Origin of the sequence: Pontibacter saemangeumensis (assembly GCF_039541895.1) — a bacterium.
GTDB lineage: Bacteria > Bacteroidota > Bacteroidia > Cytophagales > Hymenobacteraceae > Pontibacter > Pontibacter saemangeumensis.
In genome coordinates this window covers 44683-61319 of record NZ_BAABHC010000009.1, presented here as the reverse complement: position 1 = coordinate 61319, position 16637 = coordinate 44683, and the positions used below count along the sequence as shown (strand labels likewise).

Annotated in this window: 12 protein-coding genes; 6 read left to right on the top strand and 6 right to left on the bottom strand. The window is 50.5% G+C overall.

Going from position 1 to position 16637, the window contains the following annotated elements; all coding sequences use genetic code 11:
• Positions 1-95: 95 nt before the first annotated feature.
• The 4 genes from ABD920_RS09365 to ABD920_RS09350 all read left to right on the top strand — a co-directional run bounded on the left by ABD920_RS09365 (position 96) and on the right by ABD920_RS09350 (position 4469).
• Positions 96-1262 carry an adenylate/guanylate cyclase domain-containing protein gene (locus ABD920_RS09365; protein WP_345158520.1) on the top strand — a complete coding sequence of 389 codons (1167 nt, stop codon included), beginning with the start codon at positions 96-98 and terminating at the stop codon, positions 1260-1262.
• Positions 1263-1410: 148 nt separating this feature from the next.
• Positions 1411-2022, top strand: a complete 612-nt coding sequence (locus ABD920_RS09360) for an HD domain-containing protein (protein ID WP_345158518.1) — start codon at positions 1411-1413, stop codon at positions 2020-2022.
• Positions 2023-2472: 450 nt separating this feature from the next.
• Positions 2473-2778: a hypothetical protein gene (locus tag ABD920_RS09355; RefSeq protein WP_345158517.1), complete on the top strand. Its 306-nt coding sequence runs from the start codon at positions 2473-2475 to the stop codon at positions 2776-2778.
• A 29-nt stretch (positions 2779-2807) separates the two neighbouring features.
• Positions 2808-4469, top strand: a complete 1662-nt coding sequence (locus ABD920_RS09350; RefSeq protein ID WP_345158516.1) for an FAD-linked oxidase — start codon at positions 2808-2810, stop codon at positions 4467-4469.
• 175 nt (positions 4470-4644) lie between these two features.
• Here the strand turns inward: ABD920_RS09350 and ABD920_RS09345 are convergent, their stop codons facing one another.
• From ABD920_RS09345 to ABD920_RS09335, 3 genes are all read right to left on the bottom strand, one after another.
• Positions 4645-5196 (bottom strand): alpha/beta hydrolase, encoded by a 552-nt coding sequence (locus ABD920_RS09345; RefSeq protein ID WP_345158515.1) that lies wholly within the window; start codon positions 5194-5196, stop codon positions 4645-4647.
• A gap of 166 nt (positions 5197-5362) precedes the next feature.
• A complete protein-coding gene (locus ABD920_RS09340; protein WP_345158514.1) occupies positions 5363-6298 on the bottom strand; it encodes a ring-cleaving dioxygenase in 936 nt (311 codons plus the stop codon).
• A 422-nt stretch (positions 6299-6720) separates the two neighbouring features.
• Positions 6721-7449: an NUDIX hydrolase gene (locus ABD920_RS09335; RefSeq protein ID WP_345158513.1), complete on the bottom strand. Its 729-nt coding sequence runs from the start codon at positions 7447-7449 to the stop codon at positions 6721-6723.
• Positions 7450-7660: 211 nt separating this feature from the next.
• Between ABD920_RS09335 and ABD920_RS09330 the strand changes: the two genes are divergently transcribed.
• Entirely contained in the window at positions 7661-9253 is a 1593-nt protein-coding gene (locus ABD920_RS09330) for a carboxylesterase/lipase family protein (RefSeq protein ID WP_345158512.1), read from the top strand.
• Between the two features lie 155 nt (positions 9254-9408).
• On the opposite strand, the gene ABD920_RS09325 is transcribed toward ABD920_RS09330, so the two are convergent.
• The 3 genes from ABD920_RS09325 to ABD920_RS09315 form a co-directional block, all read right to left on the bottom strand.
• Entirely contained in the window at positions 9409-9627 is a 219-nt protein-coding gene (locus ABD920_RS09325) for a zinc ribbon domain-containing protein YjdM (protein WP_345158510.1), read from the bottom strand.
• A 44-nt stretch (positions 9628-9671) separates the two neighbouring features.
• On the bottom strand, positions 9672-11315 hold the full coding sequence (locus ABD920_RS09320; protein WP_345158509.1) for an ABC-F family ATP-binding cassette domain-containing protein: 1644 nt from the start codon (positions 11313-11315) through the stop codon (positions 9672-9674).
• A gap of 272 nt (positions 11316-11587) precedes the next feature.
• Positions 11588-14491: a malectin domain-containing carbohydrate-binding protein gene (locus tag ABD920_RS09315; protein WP_345158508.1), complete on the bottom strand. Its 2904-nt coding sequence runs from the start codon at positions 14489-14491 to the stop codon at positions 11588-11590.
• Between the two features lie 887 nt (positions 14492-15378).
• On the opposite strand from ABD920_RS09315, the gene ABD920_RS09310 reads away from it, so the two are divergent.
• Positions 15379-16566, top strand: a complete 1188-nt coding sequence (locus ABD920_RS09310) for a Pycsar system effector family protein (RefSeq protein WP_345158506.1) — start codon at positions 15379-15381, stop codon at positions 16564-16566.
• Positions 16567-16637 lie beyond the last annotated feature (71 nt).

The window sequence follows — 16637 nt, the reverse complement described above, 5'->3', positions numbered from 1 at the left end:
AAATCAGCTGAGACCATGATTCAGATTACCATGATACATATCATGCTTAAGAAATTATCTAAATGAAATCAAAACAGCCTCTTAAGAGTAAAAAAATGGAAAAATCAGTATTGGAGCAGCTTGTCGCACTTCCCGCTGATCCCCTTGCAAAACCGACTATACTTTATATAGATGACGAAGAAGACAACCTGATCGTCTTCAAATCGGCTTTCAGGAGGTACTACCAGGTGCTTACTGCCAAATCAGGTGAAGAGGGCCTTCGGATCCTGAACGACCATGATGTGAGTGTGGTGATCACTGACCAGCGCATGCCCCACATGACAGGCGTTCAGTTCCTGAAAAGCCTGCCAGAGGAAAGGGACATGATCCGGATGATACTGACAGGCTACAGCGACATGGAATCTATCATCGAAGCTGTTAACACCGGGAAGGTTTACCGCTATATCATGAAACCCTGGGATAAAGAAGAGCTCAAGATTACGGTGGACAATGCCATCGAAGCCTTCCAGTTGCGCAGGGCCAATAACCACCTGATCCTGGAGTTGAAAGAGGCGAACGAGGTGCTGGAGAAAAAGGTGCTGGAGCGCACGCTGGAAGTGAACCTGCAAAAGCAGGAGATAGAAAAGCTGCTGCTCAACATCCTGCCCGCAGAAGTGGCCCACGAGCTGCGGGAAAAAGGCACCGCCACGCCAAATTACTACAACTGCGCCACAGTGCTATTCACCGATTTTATAGGATTTACGAGGATAGCCGAAGGGCTAAGCCCACAGGAACTGGTAGCGGAGCTCAGCACCTATTTCATAGCGTTCGATGCGATTATCGAAAAAAACAACCTTGAAAAAATCAAGACGATAGGTGATGCCTATATGTGTGCAGGAGGTGTGCCGGTATCAAATATGACACACGCGATAGATGCCATCCTCGCGGCCATTGAAATTCAGGCCTACATGCATGAAGTGAATGAACAGAAAAACGCCCTGGGGCTACCGAGATGGGAATTGCGCATCGGTATACACACCGGCCCGCTGGTAGCAGGCGTCATAGGCCGTAAGAAGATCGCCTACGATATATGGGGCGACACTGTGAATATCGCCAGCCGGATGGAATCGTGCGGCGAGGGTGGCCGGGTGAACATATCCGATGCCACATTCGATATGGTGAAGGATTGGTTCAGCTGCCTCTACCGTGGGAAAGTAGCCGCAAAAAACAAAGGGAATGTAAATATGTACTTCGTTGAAAAAGGGCTGGAGAGGGCAATATAATCGCTTTCAATGCGTAATAGGTATATTGCACCTCCAAAAATGCATATATAACGTAAAGCTTATTTATGATTTTACGCCTATAGCCGGCTTTTCGTGAATAAACCTAGCGCACTGTACCCCGGTTATATTTATTGATTACCAAACGACCATGGCCCCAATCCCTTTCATGCTCATTCAGCGGCATGTAGTAAACAAGCTACAAGCCCGGCTACCGCAGCAGCTGACATACCATAGCCTGTCGCACACCCTCGATGTTTTGAAGCAAGCCGAGACGATAGCCCTGGCAGAAGGCCTAAAGTGCCCGGAAGGGCTCCTCTCCCTCAAAGTAGCGGCTCTTTACCACGATTCCGGCTTTATAGACCACTATCACAACCATGAAGCACAAGGCTGCCGGATAGCACAACAGGAACTGCCAGGCTTTGGGTTCAGCGATGCGCAGATCGAGCAAATCTGCAGCATGATCAGGGCGACGAAGATACCGCAAAACCCTACAACACACCTGGAGCAGATTATCTGCGACGCTGACCTCGATTACCTGGGGCGGGAAGATTTTTCACAGATTGCACAAACACTTTACGAGGAGTTGGTGTCATTTGGGGTTTTAGCAGGGGAAGACGAGTGGAACAACTTACAGGTCAAATTCCTGGAAAGCCATCAATACTTTACCTGCTATTCCAAGGCAAACAGGGAGCTGCATAAGCAGGCGCACCTGGCTTCGCTTAAAAATAAGCTCAACTCAACCAAGCAAACACCGGCATAGAGAGTGAATTATTGCGCTCTTTTATTTAGCGGCCTCCCGGCTGACAAGCATCTTTTAAATTAGTTTCAACTGATTCCCCTGTCCCTTCGAGACAAAAATCACCTTTGTCCGCTTTGCTTTTTCCTCCTTCTTTGAAGCCAATCCGGAAAATTTATATACCGACAAGGAGGAGATATAGAAAACATGATGTTTCGCATCAACTTTTTAAAATATTTGGAGTAATCACAGATACGGCTATATTTTTAATATATAGCTTTTTGTACGCGTAACTTGTATCGCTGCTTTTTAACTGCATCAGGCTCTATTTCCCACCCTATCAATCACCCTCCTTTCGCAGCGATCATTAAATGGACTAGGTTACATTTTGTAATAGCTTGACTCATGTCATATTCTTTGCATTCTTTTCCAGTGAAAGCCAGGTTATCTTTCTCTTTAGTACTCACCATGCTAATGCTCGGGTCTTGTGCGGTCAGCGATGCGGTCGTGTCCCGGTATACCTCCGATGAGCCTGACCGGGCACGCCATCTCTCGCACGTGGGGCCAACGCATTGGTCATACTTCTGGGGGTTGCTGCAGGCGGAGCCATGGGCCGCAGGCTGCCAGGAAGGAAGCGACATGACACAGGTAAAGGTCTCGACCAACCCCCTTTTTATTACCGTTTCGTTCCTGAGCCTCGGCATTGTGGTTCCGCAGCGCCTTGAGTGGGACTGCGCGCCTCCCGCCAGAGACCCCGGCACAATCGGGACGGACAATTGAATGGCTATCTATACCCAAATAAGAATACTATGCCGGCACTACCACCAGGAATTGCCCCTTTCTTTCCGGAAGACCCGTGGGAAAATGCCCACCGCAATTTTAGGCACCGCTTTAAACTAGGAGCGTCCTATACCCTGCGCGTCAACTCCCGTGAGTCGAGGTTAGGGGACTATAATGCCACCACGGCCAATATGCAGTGGCTTATCAAGAACGCCATTTACACCAACACCCCCTTCCGGGCCATGGGCAACAACTGGTCTTTCTCCCCGGTGGCCATGTGCAACGGGGGCATGCTGAACACCAAACCGCTGAACCTGCGTTTCGACCTGGGCAACTCGTCCCTATCGCCTGCTTACCTGCAAAGCGGAAGAAGAAAGGAAGATCTTTTTTTTGTGCAGTGCGGCATGAGCATGCTGGAGTTGAATGCTGTGTTGGAACTGCATTACAGGCGCAGCGTGAAAGCGAGCGGTGGCAGCAACGGACAGTCGGTGGCCGGTGCGGCGGCGACAGGCACGCATGGGGGCGCCCTCTATACCGGCGCCATACACGATACCATTGCAGGCCTGCATGTGGTGACAGGCCCTGACCGGCATATGTGGCTTGAACGGGCCTCTGCTCCTGTGGTCTCTGATGACTTTGTGAATGCCATCGGGGCCGTTGCGATCCGCGATGATGATATGTTCAATGCAGCCGTCATCAGCTTTGGCAGTTTCGGCATCATACATGGCGTTTTGCTACAGACGGAGCCGCTATTCCTACTCGAAGAATATCGGTTTGATAACGTCCCATATACGCCTGCACTCAGGCAAGCCATCGAGACACAGGACATGGTCGCGCTCCGCATACTCTTAAACCAACTAGCCGATGCAAGCGGGCTGCCTGAAAGCCTCAAGGTAAAAATGCCGGAGGAGAGCCTCACGAAGAGACTTTATCACCTGGAGATTGCCCTCAACCTGCACAACTTTGAAAAAAACAGCAAGGAAAAGGGAATTTACATCCGGATGTTCTACAAAACACCCTGCCCTGCTACCTATATACCGGTGCATAACCAGCTAGAGAGCGGGCGGACGTATAGCCAGGACTTGAACGGCATTATTTCCAAGGTCATAGATGTGGCAGGGCCGACCATTAACATGCTCGCCATCAAGCCGCTGGTGAACGCCTTTTTCAAAAGCACGCTTCGCGCAGCGCAGCCCAAACCACAAACCATGGGCGAGACTTTCCGGCATACCCGCTTTAAAGGACAAATCGCAAGCGCAGCGCTGGCAGTGGCTACCTCCGATGTATTCAAGGTGATCGAAGTGATCTTAGAATTGAATAAAACACGGCCTTTCGCTGGCGGCATCGCCCTGCGTTTTGTGAAAGGCACGCCTGCCCTGCTTGGTTTTACAAAGTTCCCTAAAACCTGTGTGCTCGAGATGGACGGCGTGGATGCTGCGGAGACCCGCGGGTTTTTCAGAGAAGTTTGGCTTCGGCTGGAAGCACTCAACATCCCTTACACCCTGCATTGGGGCAAAATAAACTTTATATTAAACGAGGAGCGGGTGCGCCGCATGTACGGCGACGTGAACGTAGACAAATGGCTCCGCTGCCGGGAGTTTTTACTTGATGCAGCCACGCGTAGCGTCTTCACAAATGATTTCATGATCCAGTGCGGCTTAGACAAGCTCGCCACACCACCCATTGTTTGAGGTACTGCAACTACACCACGTCGCCTATTCCTTCTTCCATATATGGCTTTATCCATATGAATTCTTGGGGAACGGCATTTTTCTGCAGGGATGGATGGAAGTATATAGGATATGAGTCAGTTGCTTCTCTTGGATGAAAGCGCTATATCATATTGCCTTGAATTAAGAAACAAGATTAGGCCAAGATGGCACGGGCAAGGTTAATTTCCTCCTGCAAAATGGTATGCGGGCGCCCCGGATATATTCTCTTGGTCACGCTGGCACCCATCTCTTCCATTATTTTCGCGGTTTCCTCCACGCGGCTCACCGGCACGTGTAGATCCGGGTCTCCCGTGGTAATTAGGACTGGCGTGGCTTCAAACATGCCCATATACTGACTTGTATCAAGGCGCTGGCCTATCAATCCACCCGTAAATATAAGGAGGCCGCCATATGGCTTCGCATTTCGGGCGGCATACTCAGCAGTGAGGCAAGCCCCCTGCGAAAATCCCGCCATATAGATATTCCGACTGCTGATCCCCTGCTCCAGTATACTGTTCACCACCTCGTTAAGTAGTGCTAAAGCAGAATCCAGCGCCGGTTGGTTTTGCGGGACAGGAGCCATAAAGCTAGCCGGATACCAAGTGTTCTGCGTGGCCTGCGGTGCAAAAAGTGAAAAGTCAGCGGCATATAAGTCATCTGCCAGCCCTAAAATGCTCTCCGCTGTGGCACCGCGGCCATGCACCATAATTAGCGCCTTTCCTGTTTCTGATAAAGGGCGACCACGCGTAACAACCTGTTTTTTGTGCGTATACATATTCGTTTCGCTATGTTAATGATTAGGTAGAATGGATTCCCGGAGCTGTCCAAACTACTTATATAGTAGCAGGGCTTTACCGGGAACCTCATTGTTGTTAATCCAATTTGGGCAGGACAGCTTCGATTTCGGCCCTGCGCGGTTCGTATTGCGGCGGCAGCAACAAACCAGAACCCAGCTGATCCCATGGTTCGTCGATACCGAAACCGGGATTGTCGGTGGCGATCTCGAACAATACCCCGCCGGGCTCCCGGAAGTAAAGCGAGTAGAAATAATTCCGGTCGATCTTATTGGTGATGCTGTGGCCGCTCTGCATTACTTTCTCATGGAACTGCATCAGCACCTCTTCGTTCTTCACCCGGAAAGCGATATGGTGGTTTGTGCCAGCGCCACCTATGCCGCGGGTTTCGTTGGGCAGGGCTACCAGATCAATGATGGCGGCAGTTTCAACGGCATCCGTTATATAGCGGTAGCGGTTTCCGCTTTGCTCCAACAGCTTATACCCGAATATATCTGTCAGGATGGCAGCGGTTGGCTCAATCTGCTGCAGGGTGAGCGTCACCCCATGGAAACCTTTTGTTCCTGCATCGGCCTTTATCTCGTCTGTTTCCCACGCTTTCCTGTTGTCCCCGTTCTTCGGCACCACCAGTTCCAGCTTCAGCCCATCCGGGTCAAGGAAGGGTAAATAAGCCTCGCCAAATTTCTCGGAAGGTTTATTATATAGGACGTTATGCTTTTCAAAGCGGTCTATCCAGAAATCAAAGCTCCCTTCGGGCACTGCGTAGGCAATATTAGTGGCCATCCCGGTTCCGGCGCTCCCTCTTCTGGCGCCTTCGTAAGGGAAAAAGGTCAGGATGGTGCCAGCGCTTCCTTTCTCATCGCCATAATACAGGTGGTAGGTCCCGGGATCGTCGAAGTTGACTGTTTTTTTAAGCAGGCGCAGACCCAGCACCTTGGTGTAAAAATCTAAATTCTGCTTGGCCATTCCGGCTATGGCTGTGATATGATGAAGGCCTAAGATTCGTTCTTCCATGATATTTTAATATAAATGTGCTGTGTATAAAGATTCACCTGCTTGAGGTTTTTTAAGAAACTCCTTTTCCGGCCAATGTTCTTGTTACTACGCAACAGACTTCTGTTTCGTCTTGACCGCTAAAGCCAATTCAATTATTAAATGCGAATGAAACACCTTAATAATGTATGTACATTTTATGTATATACATTAAATTTGTCCGTAAAGTTTCTTCTGAGATTTTTTTTCGACCCCGCCCCTGTTTCGCTTTAAAGTAACTTCCTGTGAATTTTTTAAATAGATTTCTGTGAAAGCCCTGCCTGGTCTTGAAGCATCCTTATTAATCTTCGTTAGGCTATATAAATCAATAATTTGGAAAATAGCCAAATGCTTTTCAGGAGTAGCTACGCATGGCTTTGTTCAGAGACGGGTCCCATATATACTTACAGAATCATCAGGTTTCCTTCCTTCAGGGCAGCCTCGTACTTTTCCGGGATAAACCGATATAAATAGGGAGACCTGAAGGCCCCGCCCCTCCGCTTGGTTTCTAATCGCTCCAGAATGCCTAGGCTCAACATCTTGCGCTGAAAATTGCGCGGGTCCATGCTCCTTCCCAGAATGGTTTCGTAGAGCCGCTGCAGTTCCGGTAATGTAAAGGGCTCGGGGAGCAGGTTATTTCCGACGGGTTGCCAGCTCAGTTGCTGCCGCAGCGCCTCCAGCGCTAATTTCACCATGTGGTTGTGGTCGAACAGCAACGTCGGAAAGTCCCGGATGTCCCACCAGCGGCATTCATCCGTATACGCATCGGGCAAAGGGGTAACTTTGGAGTAATCAACCAAGGCATAATACCCGATGGAAATGGCCCGTTTGTACCATATAGCCGGATCAAAGATATGTTTCAGCTTTTCCTGTACCTCCTCCAGGCTATAGCGGACCTCATCCCCAAAAACACGGAACTGCTGCAGGTATATAGCGCCCAACCCGGTCCGTTCCCGGAGAATACGGGTTGCCGCCGCATCCACCGATTCCGTCTGACGCACAGGTCCGCCGGGCAGACTCCAGAAGGAAGTATCTTTCCATCGCAATAGCAATACCCGTAGCTGGTTGTCGTGGAAGCCCAGTATGATGCAATCTACAGTGAGCTGGGGTATGAGGGCAGTAGCTTCTTTCATCCGGTATAGCAGTTGGATCTTCTAATATGACCTATATGAAAAATAAATATCAATATGTTAACCTGACATATTGAAAACATTCTTATTATTATGTAATATTAACATAATGAATCAAACTTTCACATTACACACTTCATAATCGTTGCTTATGCACCATCTTAAATCTATTTACATGCTGCTGCTGCTGGCCATATTGTTTGCACCGGCGGCTATGGCACAAAAAAAAGCCAAAACTTCCGTCGCGGCAGCCGCCAACCAGGTTAATACCGCAAACGGTGTGCTGGAAGGCACTACCGGAGAAAGCGGAGTGCGCATCTTCAGGGGAGTTCCCTTTGCGGCGCCTCCCGTGGGGGAACTGCGCTGGAAAGAGCCGCAGCCGGTGAAGAACTGGCAGAACGTGCGCCCTGCGAAAGAGTTTAGCCCCCGCGCAATGCAGCTTGCCGTGTTCGGGGACATGGGCTTCCGCTCGAACGGCATGAGTGAAGACTGTCTCTACCTGAACGTGTGGACCCCTGCCAAAACAGGAACAGAGCGCCTGCCGGTGCTGGTGTATTTCTACGGAGGCGGGTTTATGGCTGGTGACGGCTCGGAGCCGCGGTACGATGGCGAAAGCATGGCCACGAAGGGCATAGTGGCGGTCACCGTCAACTACAGGCTTGGCGCCTTCGGCTTCCTAGCCCATCCCGAGCTCACCAAGGAGTCGCCGCACAACGCCTCGGGCAACTATGGCCTGCTCGACCAGGCTGCTGCCCTGCGCTGGGTGCATGAAAATATCGCCGCTTTTGGCGGAGACCCTGAGAAGGTAACGATCGCGGGTGAGTCCGCGGGATCGTTTTCGGTGAGCGCGCAGATGGCCTCCCCCCTTTCAAAAGACTTGATCAACGGTGCGATTGCGGAGAGCGGCTCCATGCTTGCGCTGCAACCCACGGTTACACTTGCCCAGGCAGAGCAGGAAGGGTTAAAGCTTGCGAAAAGCCTCGGGGCAAATTCCCTGGCAGAACTACGCGCCATCCCCGCACAGCAACTCTTGGAGGAGGCCGGTAAACCCGGCATGCCTCGCTTCTGGCCAATCGTAGACGGTTATTTCCTCCCTAAGTCTCCTACAGCTATCTTCGAGGCGGGCGAACAGGCGCATGTGCCGCTGCTGGCAGGTTGGAACTCCGAAGAGATGAATTACAGGTACCTGCTGGGCCAGGACGAGCCTACGCCGGAGAACTATGCCAAAGCGGTGCAAAAGCAGTTTGCTGAGCGGGCAACGGAGGTGCTGAAGTTATACCCTGCTACAACAAAGGAGGAGGTAATCAAGTCTGGAACCGACCTTGCCGGCGACCTGTTTATCGGGTACAGCACCTGGAAACTGCTGGACGCTCACAGTAAATCAGGGGAGAGCCCCGTATACCGCTATATGTATTCACGTCCGCGGCCTGAGATGAAACCTGAGCTAGGAGGCGCCACACCGGGCCTTGCCGGGGGCATCGTAAAGGACTCGGGTTCGTCTGCCCCGAAAGCGCCTCCTGCGCAAGGAGCCGTACATTCTGCCGAGATTGAATACGCAATGGGCAACCTGTCTACAAACAAGGTATATAACTGGCAGCCGGAAGACTATAAAGTGTCGGAGATCATGCAGGGCTACTTTGCCAACTTCATAAAGACAGGCAACCCCAACGGTGCGAACCTGCCCAAGTGGCCGGAAGCCAAAGCCGGTAATGCCGTTCAGGTGATGCATATAGATGTTAACACCCGCGTGGAGCCGGAGAAAGACCGTGCCCGCTACCTGTTCCTCGACAAACAGGCAAAGAAGTAAAATGTAAACATGGCTTTCTATATATGATTTTCCTTTGGAAAGTATATATAAAAAAGAACAGCTTGCCACAATAAGGATCGCCGCTCAAGCATCAGCTTAAGCGGCGATCCTTTTTTCAATTGCAGACGCCCGCAGGAGCTGCGCGCGCAGCAGGGTTACGCTTTTTTGAGGAAAGAAGTCTTTAGCACAATGTTGCTTCCGTCAATCCGGCAGTCAATCTCCTCCGGGTTGTTTGTCAGGCGGATATTTTTAACGACTTTCCCTCTTTTGAGCGTGATAGAGGATCCTTTCACTTTCAGGTCTTTGGTGAGCGTTACAGCGTCGCCTTCGCTGAGGATGTTTCCGTTACTGTCCTTCACTTCCATAAGTATCATTAATTTACGATTTTTAAAGCTAACGCCCGTTTTCGCAACAGCGCCTACTTCGTCACGTTCCGCTCGATCTCCCGCAGGTTTTCCAGCTTCTTGTTTCGCAGGAAGCCATTTATATCTTCGAAGTGCTCTTTGATGCGCTTGTTCCCAAACTCATACACTTTCGTAGCCAGTCCATCCAGGAAATCACGGTCATGCGATACCAGGATCAACGTGCCATCGAAGGCTTTCAGCGCATCTTTCAGGATGTCTTTAGTCTTGATGTCGAGGTGGTTGGTCGGCTCATCCAGGATCAGGAGGTTCACAGGTTGCAGCAGCAGCTTGATCATCGCCAGGCGCGTTTTCTCCCCGCCTGAAAGCACCTTCACTTTTTTCTCCACCGTCTCGCCGCTGAACATAAAAGCCCCCAGCATATCCTTCACCCGGGTGCGCACGTCGCCAATCGCAATCTCATCAATGGTCTGGAAAACCGTCAGGTCCTCGTCCAGCATGGATGCCTGGTTCTGAGCAAAGTAGCCGATCATGCAGTTGTGCCCCAGCTGCAGCTTTCCATCAAAGTCAAGCTCGCCCATGATGGCTTTCACCAGCGTGGATTTTCCTTCGCCGTTCTTACCCACAAAGGCTATTTTCTCGCCACGGTTGATGGTGAGGGAGGCATCCTGAAATACCGTGTGGTTGCCGTATTTCTTTGTCAGCCCCTCCACAATCACCGGGTAGTTGCCGGAGCGCGGCGCAGGCGGAAATTTCAGGTTCAGGGCGGATGTATCCACTTCGTCGACTTCGATAATCTCCATCTTCTCCAGCATTTTCACCCGCGACTGCACCTGCAGGGTTTTGGAGTAAGTGCCTTTAAAGCGATCAATGAAAGCCTGAATGTCGGCCATCTCCTTTTGCTGATCCTCGAACTGCTTCTGCTGCTGCTCGCGGCGCTCCCTGCGCAACTGCAGGTAATGGCTGTAATTTACCTTGTAGTCGTAAATACGGCCCATGGTTACCTCTATGGTGCGGTTGGTGATGTTATCTACAAAGGTTTTGTCGTGCGAGATCACGATCACGGCCTTCGCGTTGTTCACCAGGAAATCCTCCAGCCACTGAATAGACTCTATATCCAGGTGGTTGGTCGGCTCATCAAGCAGGATCAGGTCCGGCTTCTGCAGCAGGATCTTCGCCAGCTCGATGCGCATGCGCCAGCCCCCGCTGAACTCGTTGGTGGGTCTTGTAAAATCGGCCCTGGAGAAGCCAAGGCCTTTCAGCGTCTTCTCTACTTCCGCATCGAAATTGATCTCCTCGATGGAATAGTACTTCTCCCCCAACTCTGACACCTGCTCGATCAGCTTGTAGTAATCATCGGAGTCGTAGTCGGTGCGGGTTTCGAGCTGGGCGTTAAGCGCGTCCATCTGTGCCTTCATATCCAGGATACTGGCAAAGGCTTTGGAGGCTTCTTCGAACACGGTGCAGTTGTCTTCGGTGAGCAGGTGCTGCGGCAGGTAAGCGATAACGGCTTCTTTCGGAGCGGATATTTTCCCCCTGGTGGGTTTACTGGCACCTGCAATGATCTTTAGGAGGGTTGATTTTCCCGCGCCGTTTTTTCCCATCAGGGCAATGCGGTCGTTCTCGTTGATGTTAAAGGAAACGTTGCTGAAAAGGGCTGCCCCGTTAAACTCCACAGCAACCGCGTCTACTGAAATCATAGCTTGCATATTAAAGCTGCAAAGGTAGCAAAGTGATGCAAGTTTCCTGATAGATGGCCGAACACTTTTTAGCTTTATACAGGCGATAAAAAGAAAACAGCCTTAAGCACAATGTGTAATTGTGCCTAAGGCTGTTTGTATATACCGTGGCAGGTTTATATATGCCACTGGTTACCCATCACTGGTGTGTATGCCGGCCCTGCACATTAAGATAAAGCCCGTATATACTGGGGAGGCATTGCATCGGCATGATCTTCTAATGAAACGATCGATCACTCCACCAGTAGCTTGGTCTGCACTTTAGTGTTTCCGGCTTTGGCACTGATGATATATAGACCGCGGCTCATACGCTCCTTCAGCGGCAAGTCCAGGTTGCCTGCACCATGCACATCGCCCACAGTGGCTGCAGTCGAAATGAGTCGCCCCAGCACATCGTGCACGGAAACGGTGACAGCTTCTCCATCCTTTATATTCTCAAGGGATATATAAACTTTGCCGCCCGTGCTCGGATTTGGATAAGCCTTCAGTTGCAAGCCACCCAGCAGGTTTGATTCCGCCTCTTGCACATGATGCCCGAGCGCGGAGGCTACTGTTGCACTCGTTTGCGCCTGCACGATTACAAAATAGTTGTTCTCAGCGCCCGCAGCCGGGCTTACCATGTTGCCGCCCAGGCTAACGGTGCCAGCCGCGAAGGACTTACTGTACAAGTTCATATAGCTGATCTTAGAATCGTTCACCCCAATTCTGTCCGTGATTTTTTGCCAGCCGCTCAGCCAGGAGGGCAGCGCCGTGGCACGGGGATCTATGGCGACAAAGACGTTGGCCGGCTGATTCAGCTTAAATGAGACCAGCGTGGTACTGGTGCTTTTCTTATCATCGTTCGCTGTCCTGATCATCGGGGCCCTGTCCAAAAAGGCAGGCACGGTGGTGGCCTGGTAGGTTCGATCCGTATATATCTTGGCACCTACGATCAGTTCCCCCAAAGCATAACTCCTTCCGCTGGTGGACACGACATCACTGACAAGGCTGGTTGTCTGCTGCGCCGGGGCAAAATTAGCCATGATTGTTTTGTTGCTGTTCATCGTCACCGACAGTGGGTTTATAGTACCCGTGGCGTCGCCGCTCCAGCCTGTGAACTGGTAACCGGAAGCCGGGGTCGCGGTCAGGGTAACGACTTTGCCGCTGGCATAGCTCTGCTGATTCGGGTTTACGGCGATGACACCGCTTCCGGCCGTGTTGGCTGTTAAGGTATAAGTAGTCGGCATAACCTCAATCGCCGATACAATGGCATTGTTAGTAACGGAGGCAAAGGCAATGTTGACGCTTCCACCCGTCACATTTACGTTGAAGGTCTTCACCACGGCTTTGCCTGCCCCATCTGTCTTGTAGATGTCGTAATTAGTCAGTACCCGCGCCCCTTCCACATCCACATGGAACACCCGTGCCCCGGTGAGGCCAGTTGTTTTACCGCCTGGGGCTCCGAAATACGGCTCCATAAAATGCAGTTTCACCGTATATGCCCCATCCGCGCTGACTGGAATGTTATAGCTGAAAGGAGCACCAGACGAGGCATAGCGGTAAGCCAGATACAGGGCGTCGTCGGTGGTACCCTGCACATCAAAGGCTTTAGAGGCAGTTGTGCCACCGCTAAAATTAGCATCCGACCCCCACAAACGCGACTGGGTGTCAGTAAAGTCCGAACCTCCGGCGTTCATGAAAACCTGGCTAGCGGTAGTGACCGGTGCGCTGTACTTGGCAGTGATCGTGTACTCCCCCATGGAGTTATAGTCAGAGTTAGCACCGAAGGCGCCTTTAGCTCCTTTTACATGCACATAATAAGTGCCCGCTGCCACCGATTTGGTTAAACTGGCTGAAGCCCCTGCAGGATCAGACACGGCAACCGTCCCGTTTGAAGCGTTCTTCAGGGTCAGCAAAACATCCAGGTTAGCATGAGCCAATGCAGGGTTCACCGACAGATCTACGTTGCCGCCAGAGGTCTGAAAAGAGAACACATCCACATCCGTTCTGCTGCCAATAATACCCATAGCTGCTTTTTCAGACAACAACAGAGTTGCAGTTGTATTCGTGCTGCCATGATCATCTGAACGGTAGCCAAACCCGTTTTTGCTGGTGATGATGCCGAGATCATCTTCCAGGTTATTGGCGTACAGATACTCCCCCTTGCTCCATTGCACCTGCTCGCTGTAATAGCCGGCGCCCATGACAGGGGCCCAGGAGTTCTGCCCGTAAAAATAAGCTTCAACGGGGTTCGTGCGCCCGTCATGAGCCAGGCCAAGGGTGTGGCCAATCTCATGCGAGCCAGCCTCGCCTGCATATTTGGCGCCACTGTTAAACACCCAGCAAGGGGTCTCATTTCCCCAGGTAAAGGAATTAATATAGGCCACGCCGCCAGCGCCGGGGTAAAAGAAATCGGTTGGCGTAAAGATAACGCGCATCCTGCGCGTCGCCGGGGCGCTCAGGTACACTGCCTCGTTCGTGGTGATATTGATGGCAAAAGGCTTGAAATCCTCACTGATAAGCTTCCAAACATCTTGCATTTCGGCCGTGGTCAGGTTCGCGGGGGCGGCATTTATCTCGCCACCATCATTCCAGTAAGTGCCCTTGACATACTGCCCGTTGAAATCGAGGTATACGACGGCAGCGGCCCCCGGCAGGCTCTGAAGATCCGTTGGCACCGCGCTGGCGGCTATTGCCTCACCGGATGTGGTGCCGCTGCTCTGAGCAGGGCCTTCATAATATTCCACACATACCACTTTATCAATATTCACCTCTTCCAGGTAAGCCAAACCATTGGCGCCAGCGGTATATTTGTACGCTTTCTTCAGCTCTTTTAATATAACGTATCCATCAAACTGCCCTTTGTCTATCCGCAAAAAGAAGGTGCTGTTCTTGCTGTCTTCCACCTCACCCATGTATACGTCGGCGGTACCCTCCTTTTTGATGTTCTTTATCTTCAGCACCAGCGGCTTCTGTCCCGGCACCTGGTGGCTGATCTGGGTGTTCAGCCCGACCTGCTTCAGCGCCCCGGCCTTTGCTTTATATATGCCCGCCACCTCTACTGCTTTGCCAAGAGGCACAGAAGTTTGGGCCAGAGCCGGCACTGCCAAAATCAGGAACAGGCATGCCAGCAGAAAGTCTTTGTAACATGTTTTCATATAGGGGAGGATTTAAAGGATATATATTTTGTAGGTGGTAAGGCGAGTGGGGGGAGGCAACCAGCAAGGCTGCTCTGCTGTTTCTCATCCAGCGGGTGCTCTTCTTTTGTGCTGAAGCCAGAACGAGCCGCCATCAATGGCTACATATAAAAGGTTGATAAGAGTAAATCAGGTGAATGAATATAATAAGCAGCAGGATAAACAAGTGAATTAAAATGAATCAAAGTGGAAAGCTAAGACCCGACTCACATCGTGCTCATCCAAAGAATGATTAAAAAAGCTAAAACTGGTAAGAGCTTCGGTAGTACCCTCTATTGTATACGTCCTTTCGTCTCTCCCTCTGATCACTAAAACAGAATCAAACAGGCCATTGATGAAGCAGGCCGGGTGTTTTTATTAAATATATATAATACGATATACATGGTACAATGTTTTCGCTATCATATGCTTTTTCAGCCATATATAAACGGTTTGATGGTTGCCATATGGTTATACAGGCGTTGTTAAATACAAACTCAGCTGTATTATCATTCGTTAAATAAAACTAAAATTTATTTAAATCATATGATTTTATCCAATTGAATTGAAATTAATAAAATATTTTAGAACATCTTGGCTGTTTTCAATACCTGGCAAACATTCAAAGTATCGCCCTTGCAGTGTAAATTCCTCATAAGTAATTGACAGGCAACCACTATATATCAAAAAATGCAGCAACAAAGTGAAATTATTTTCAGATGCTGTTTAAGCCATTATTTGAATATAATTGCTAAATTATATACTTAAAGCAGTCTCATCTGAAATTACCTTCACAGAACAGTTGAAGATCCGGACCTGTCCTGGAAAAGAGGCTGGATCTGGTTCCACAGGAATTATATAGAAAAGGCATGATAACTGAAACGGATATAATAGAGAAGGCACATGCCTTTGTGGCACAGCAATTTTCCGCCGCTGAAACGTCGTCTTTTTACGGCTTGTCTCATACAAAGGCCTTAGTCGCGCGAGCCGAGGAAATAGGGAGCGCCTGCGCCCTGCCGGAGGAGGAGATGAGGGTTGTGCTGCTTGCCGCCTGGCTGCACGACCTGAGTTACTTACCGGCGGAAGCGTCTGCTGACCTGAACCCGCTCCTGCCGCTCGCAGATTTTCTGCACCTCAATGGCCTGCCCGCTGAAGAAGTAGAAAAAGTGCAGCGCTGCGTTGCCGCGAGCCATTACCCGCAGCACCCCCAGGACACGATGGAAGAGGTGTTCTGCGATGCCGTGGCGAGCTTTGTGGCTTCTCCTGATTATCTTGTGCAGGTTGAAAAGCAGGAAAGCACTGACAGTGGCAAAAAAAGTGATGCCTATGAGTGGCTGGACAACCAGCGGGCACTGCTAAAAAAACATCATTACTTTACTAAGTATGCCAAGCGCGCTTTTTCCGACGGCAAAGAAGCGAACCTGAAACTGCTGAAGAAAAAGCGGAAGGAATTATCCAAAGACAACGAGGAACTGGAGGCCCTTTGGGAGGAGAACAAAAACCTACGCAAGACCCTGCAAAAGGAGAAAGGCCAGAAAACAGGCAAGGGCATCGAAACGATGTTCAGGACTACCATGGCCAGCCATCTCCAGCTCAGCGTGATGGCCGACAGCAAAGCGAACCTGATGATCTCCATCAATGCCATCATCGCCTCCATCATGATCTCCTCTTTTGTCCGGAAATTCGACGAGGTGCCGCACCTGATCGTTCCGTCTATCCTGCTCACGCTGGTCTGCGTTTTCACGATTATATTCGCAGTGCTCTCTACCCGACCAAACATCAAGAAAAAGTCTGTTTCAGAAGACAAACTCGACTACCTCTTTTTCGGGGACTTTGTGCAGTTAACACCAGAGACCTATAAAAAAGGCATCCGGAATATCATGTATGACAACGACCAGCTTTACAACAGCATGATCGACAACATCTATATACAGGGGAAAGTGCTCGCAAAAAAATACCACCTCCTGAAGATATCCTATACCATCTTCATGGTGGGTTTTGCGGTGGTGCTGCTGAGCTATGCAATTGCCTGGCTTTTCCTGGCTCCCGCACCCTAAGCTTCTATATACTCAGCATCTGTCTCTCTGCAATTTGTTTGGAGGAAATCAAGGCGTCGCTCAGACGTATC

Bases quoted from the DNA above. Each gene is read 5' to 3' on its own strand.
- ABD920_RS09365 (WP_345158520.1), top strand. From the start codon at position 96: ATGGAAAAATCAGTATTGGAGCAGCTTGTCGCACTTCCCGCTGATCCC.
- ABD920_RS09360 (WP_345158518.1), top strand. From the start codon at position 1,411: ATGGCCCCAATCCCTTTCATGCTCATTCAGCGGCATGTAGTAAACAAG.
- ABD920_RS09355 (WP_345158517.1), top strand. From the start codon at position 2,473: ATGCTCGGGTCTTGTGCGGTCAGCGATGCGGTCGTGTCCCGGTATACC.
- ABD920_RS09350 (WP_345158516.1), top strand. From the start codon at position 2,808: ATGCCGGCACTACCACCAGGAATTGCCCCTTTCTTTCCGGAAGACCCG.
- ABD920_RS09345 (WP_345158515.1), bottom strand. From the start codon at position 5,196: ATGGTGCATGGCCGCGGTGCCACAGCGGAGAGCATTTTAGGGCTGGCA.
- ABD920_RS09340 (WP_345158514.1), bottom strand. From the start codon at position 6,298: ATGGAAGAACGAATCTTAGGCCTTCATCATATCACAGCCATAGCCGGA.
- ABD920_RS09335 (WP_345158513.1), bottom strand. From the start codon at position 7,449: ATGAAAGAAGCTACTGCCCTCATACCCCAGCTCACTGTAGATTGCATC.
- ABD920_RS09330 (WP_345158512.1), top strand. From the start codon at position 7,661: ATGGCACAAAAAAAAGCCAAAACTTCCGTCGCGGCAGCCGCCAACCAG.
- ABD920_RS09325 (WP_345158510.1), bottom strand. From the start codon at position 9,627: ATGATACTTATGGAAGTGAAGGACAGTAACGGAAACATCCTCAGCGAA.
- ABD920_RS09320 (WP_345158509.1), bottom strand. From the start codon at position 11,315: ATGATTTCAGTAGACGCGGTTGCTGTGGAGTTTAACGGGGCAGCCCTT.
- ABD920_RS09315 (WP_345158508.1), bottom strand. From the start codon at position 14,491: ATGAAAACATGTTACAAAGACTTTCTGCTGGCATGCCTGTTCCTGATT.
- ABD920_RS09310 (WP_345158506.1), top strand. From the start codon at position 15,379: ATGATAACTGAAACGGATATAATAGAGAAGGCACATGCCTTTGTGGCA.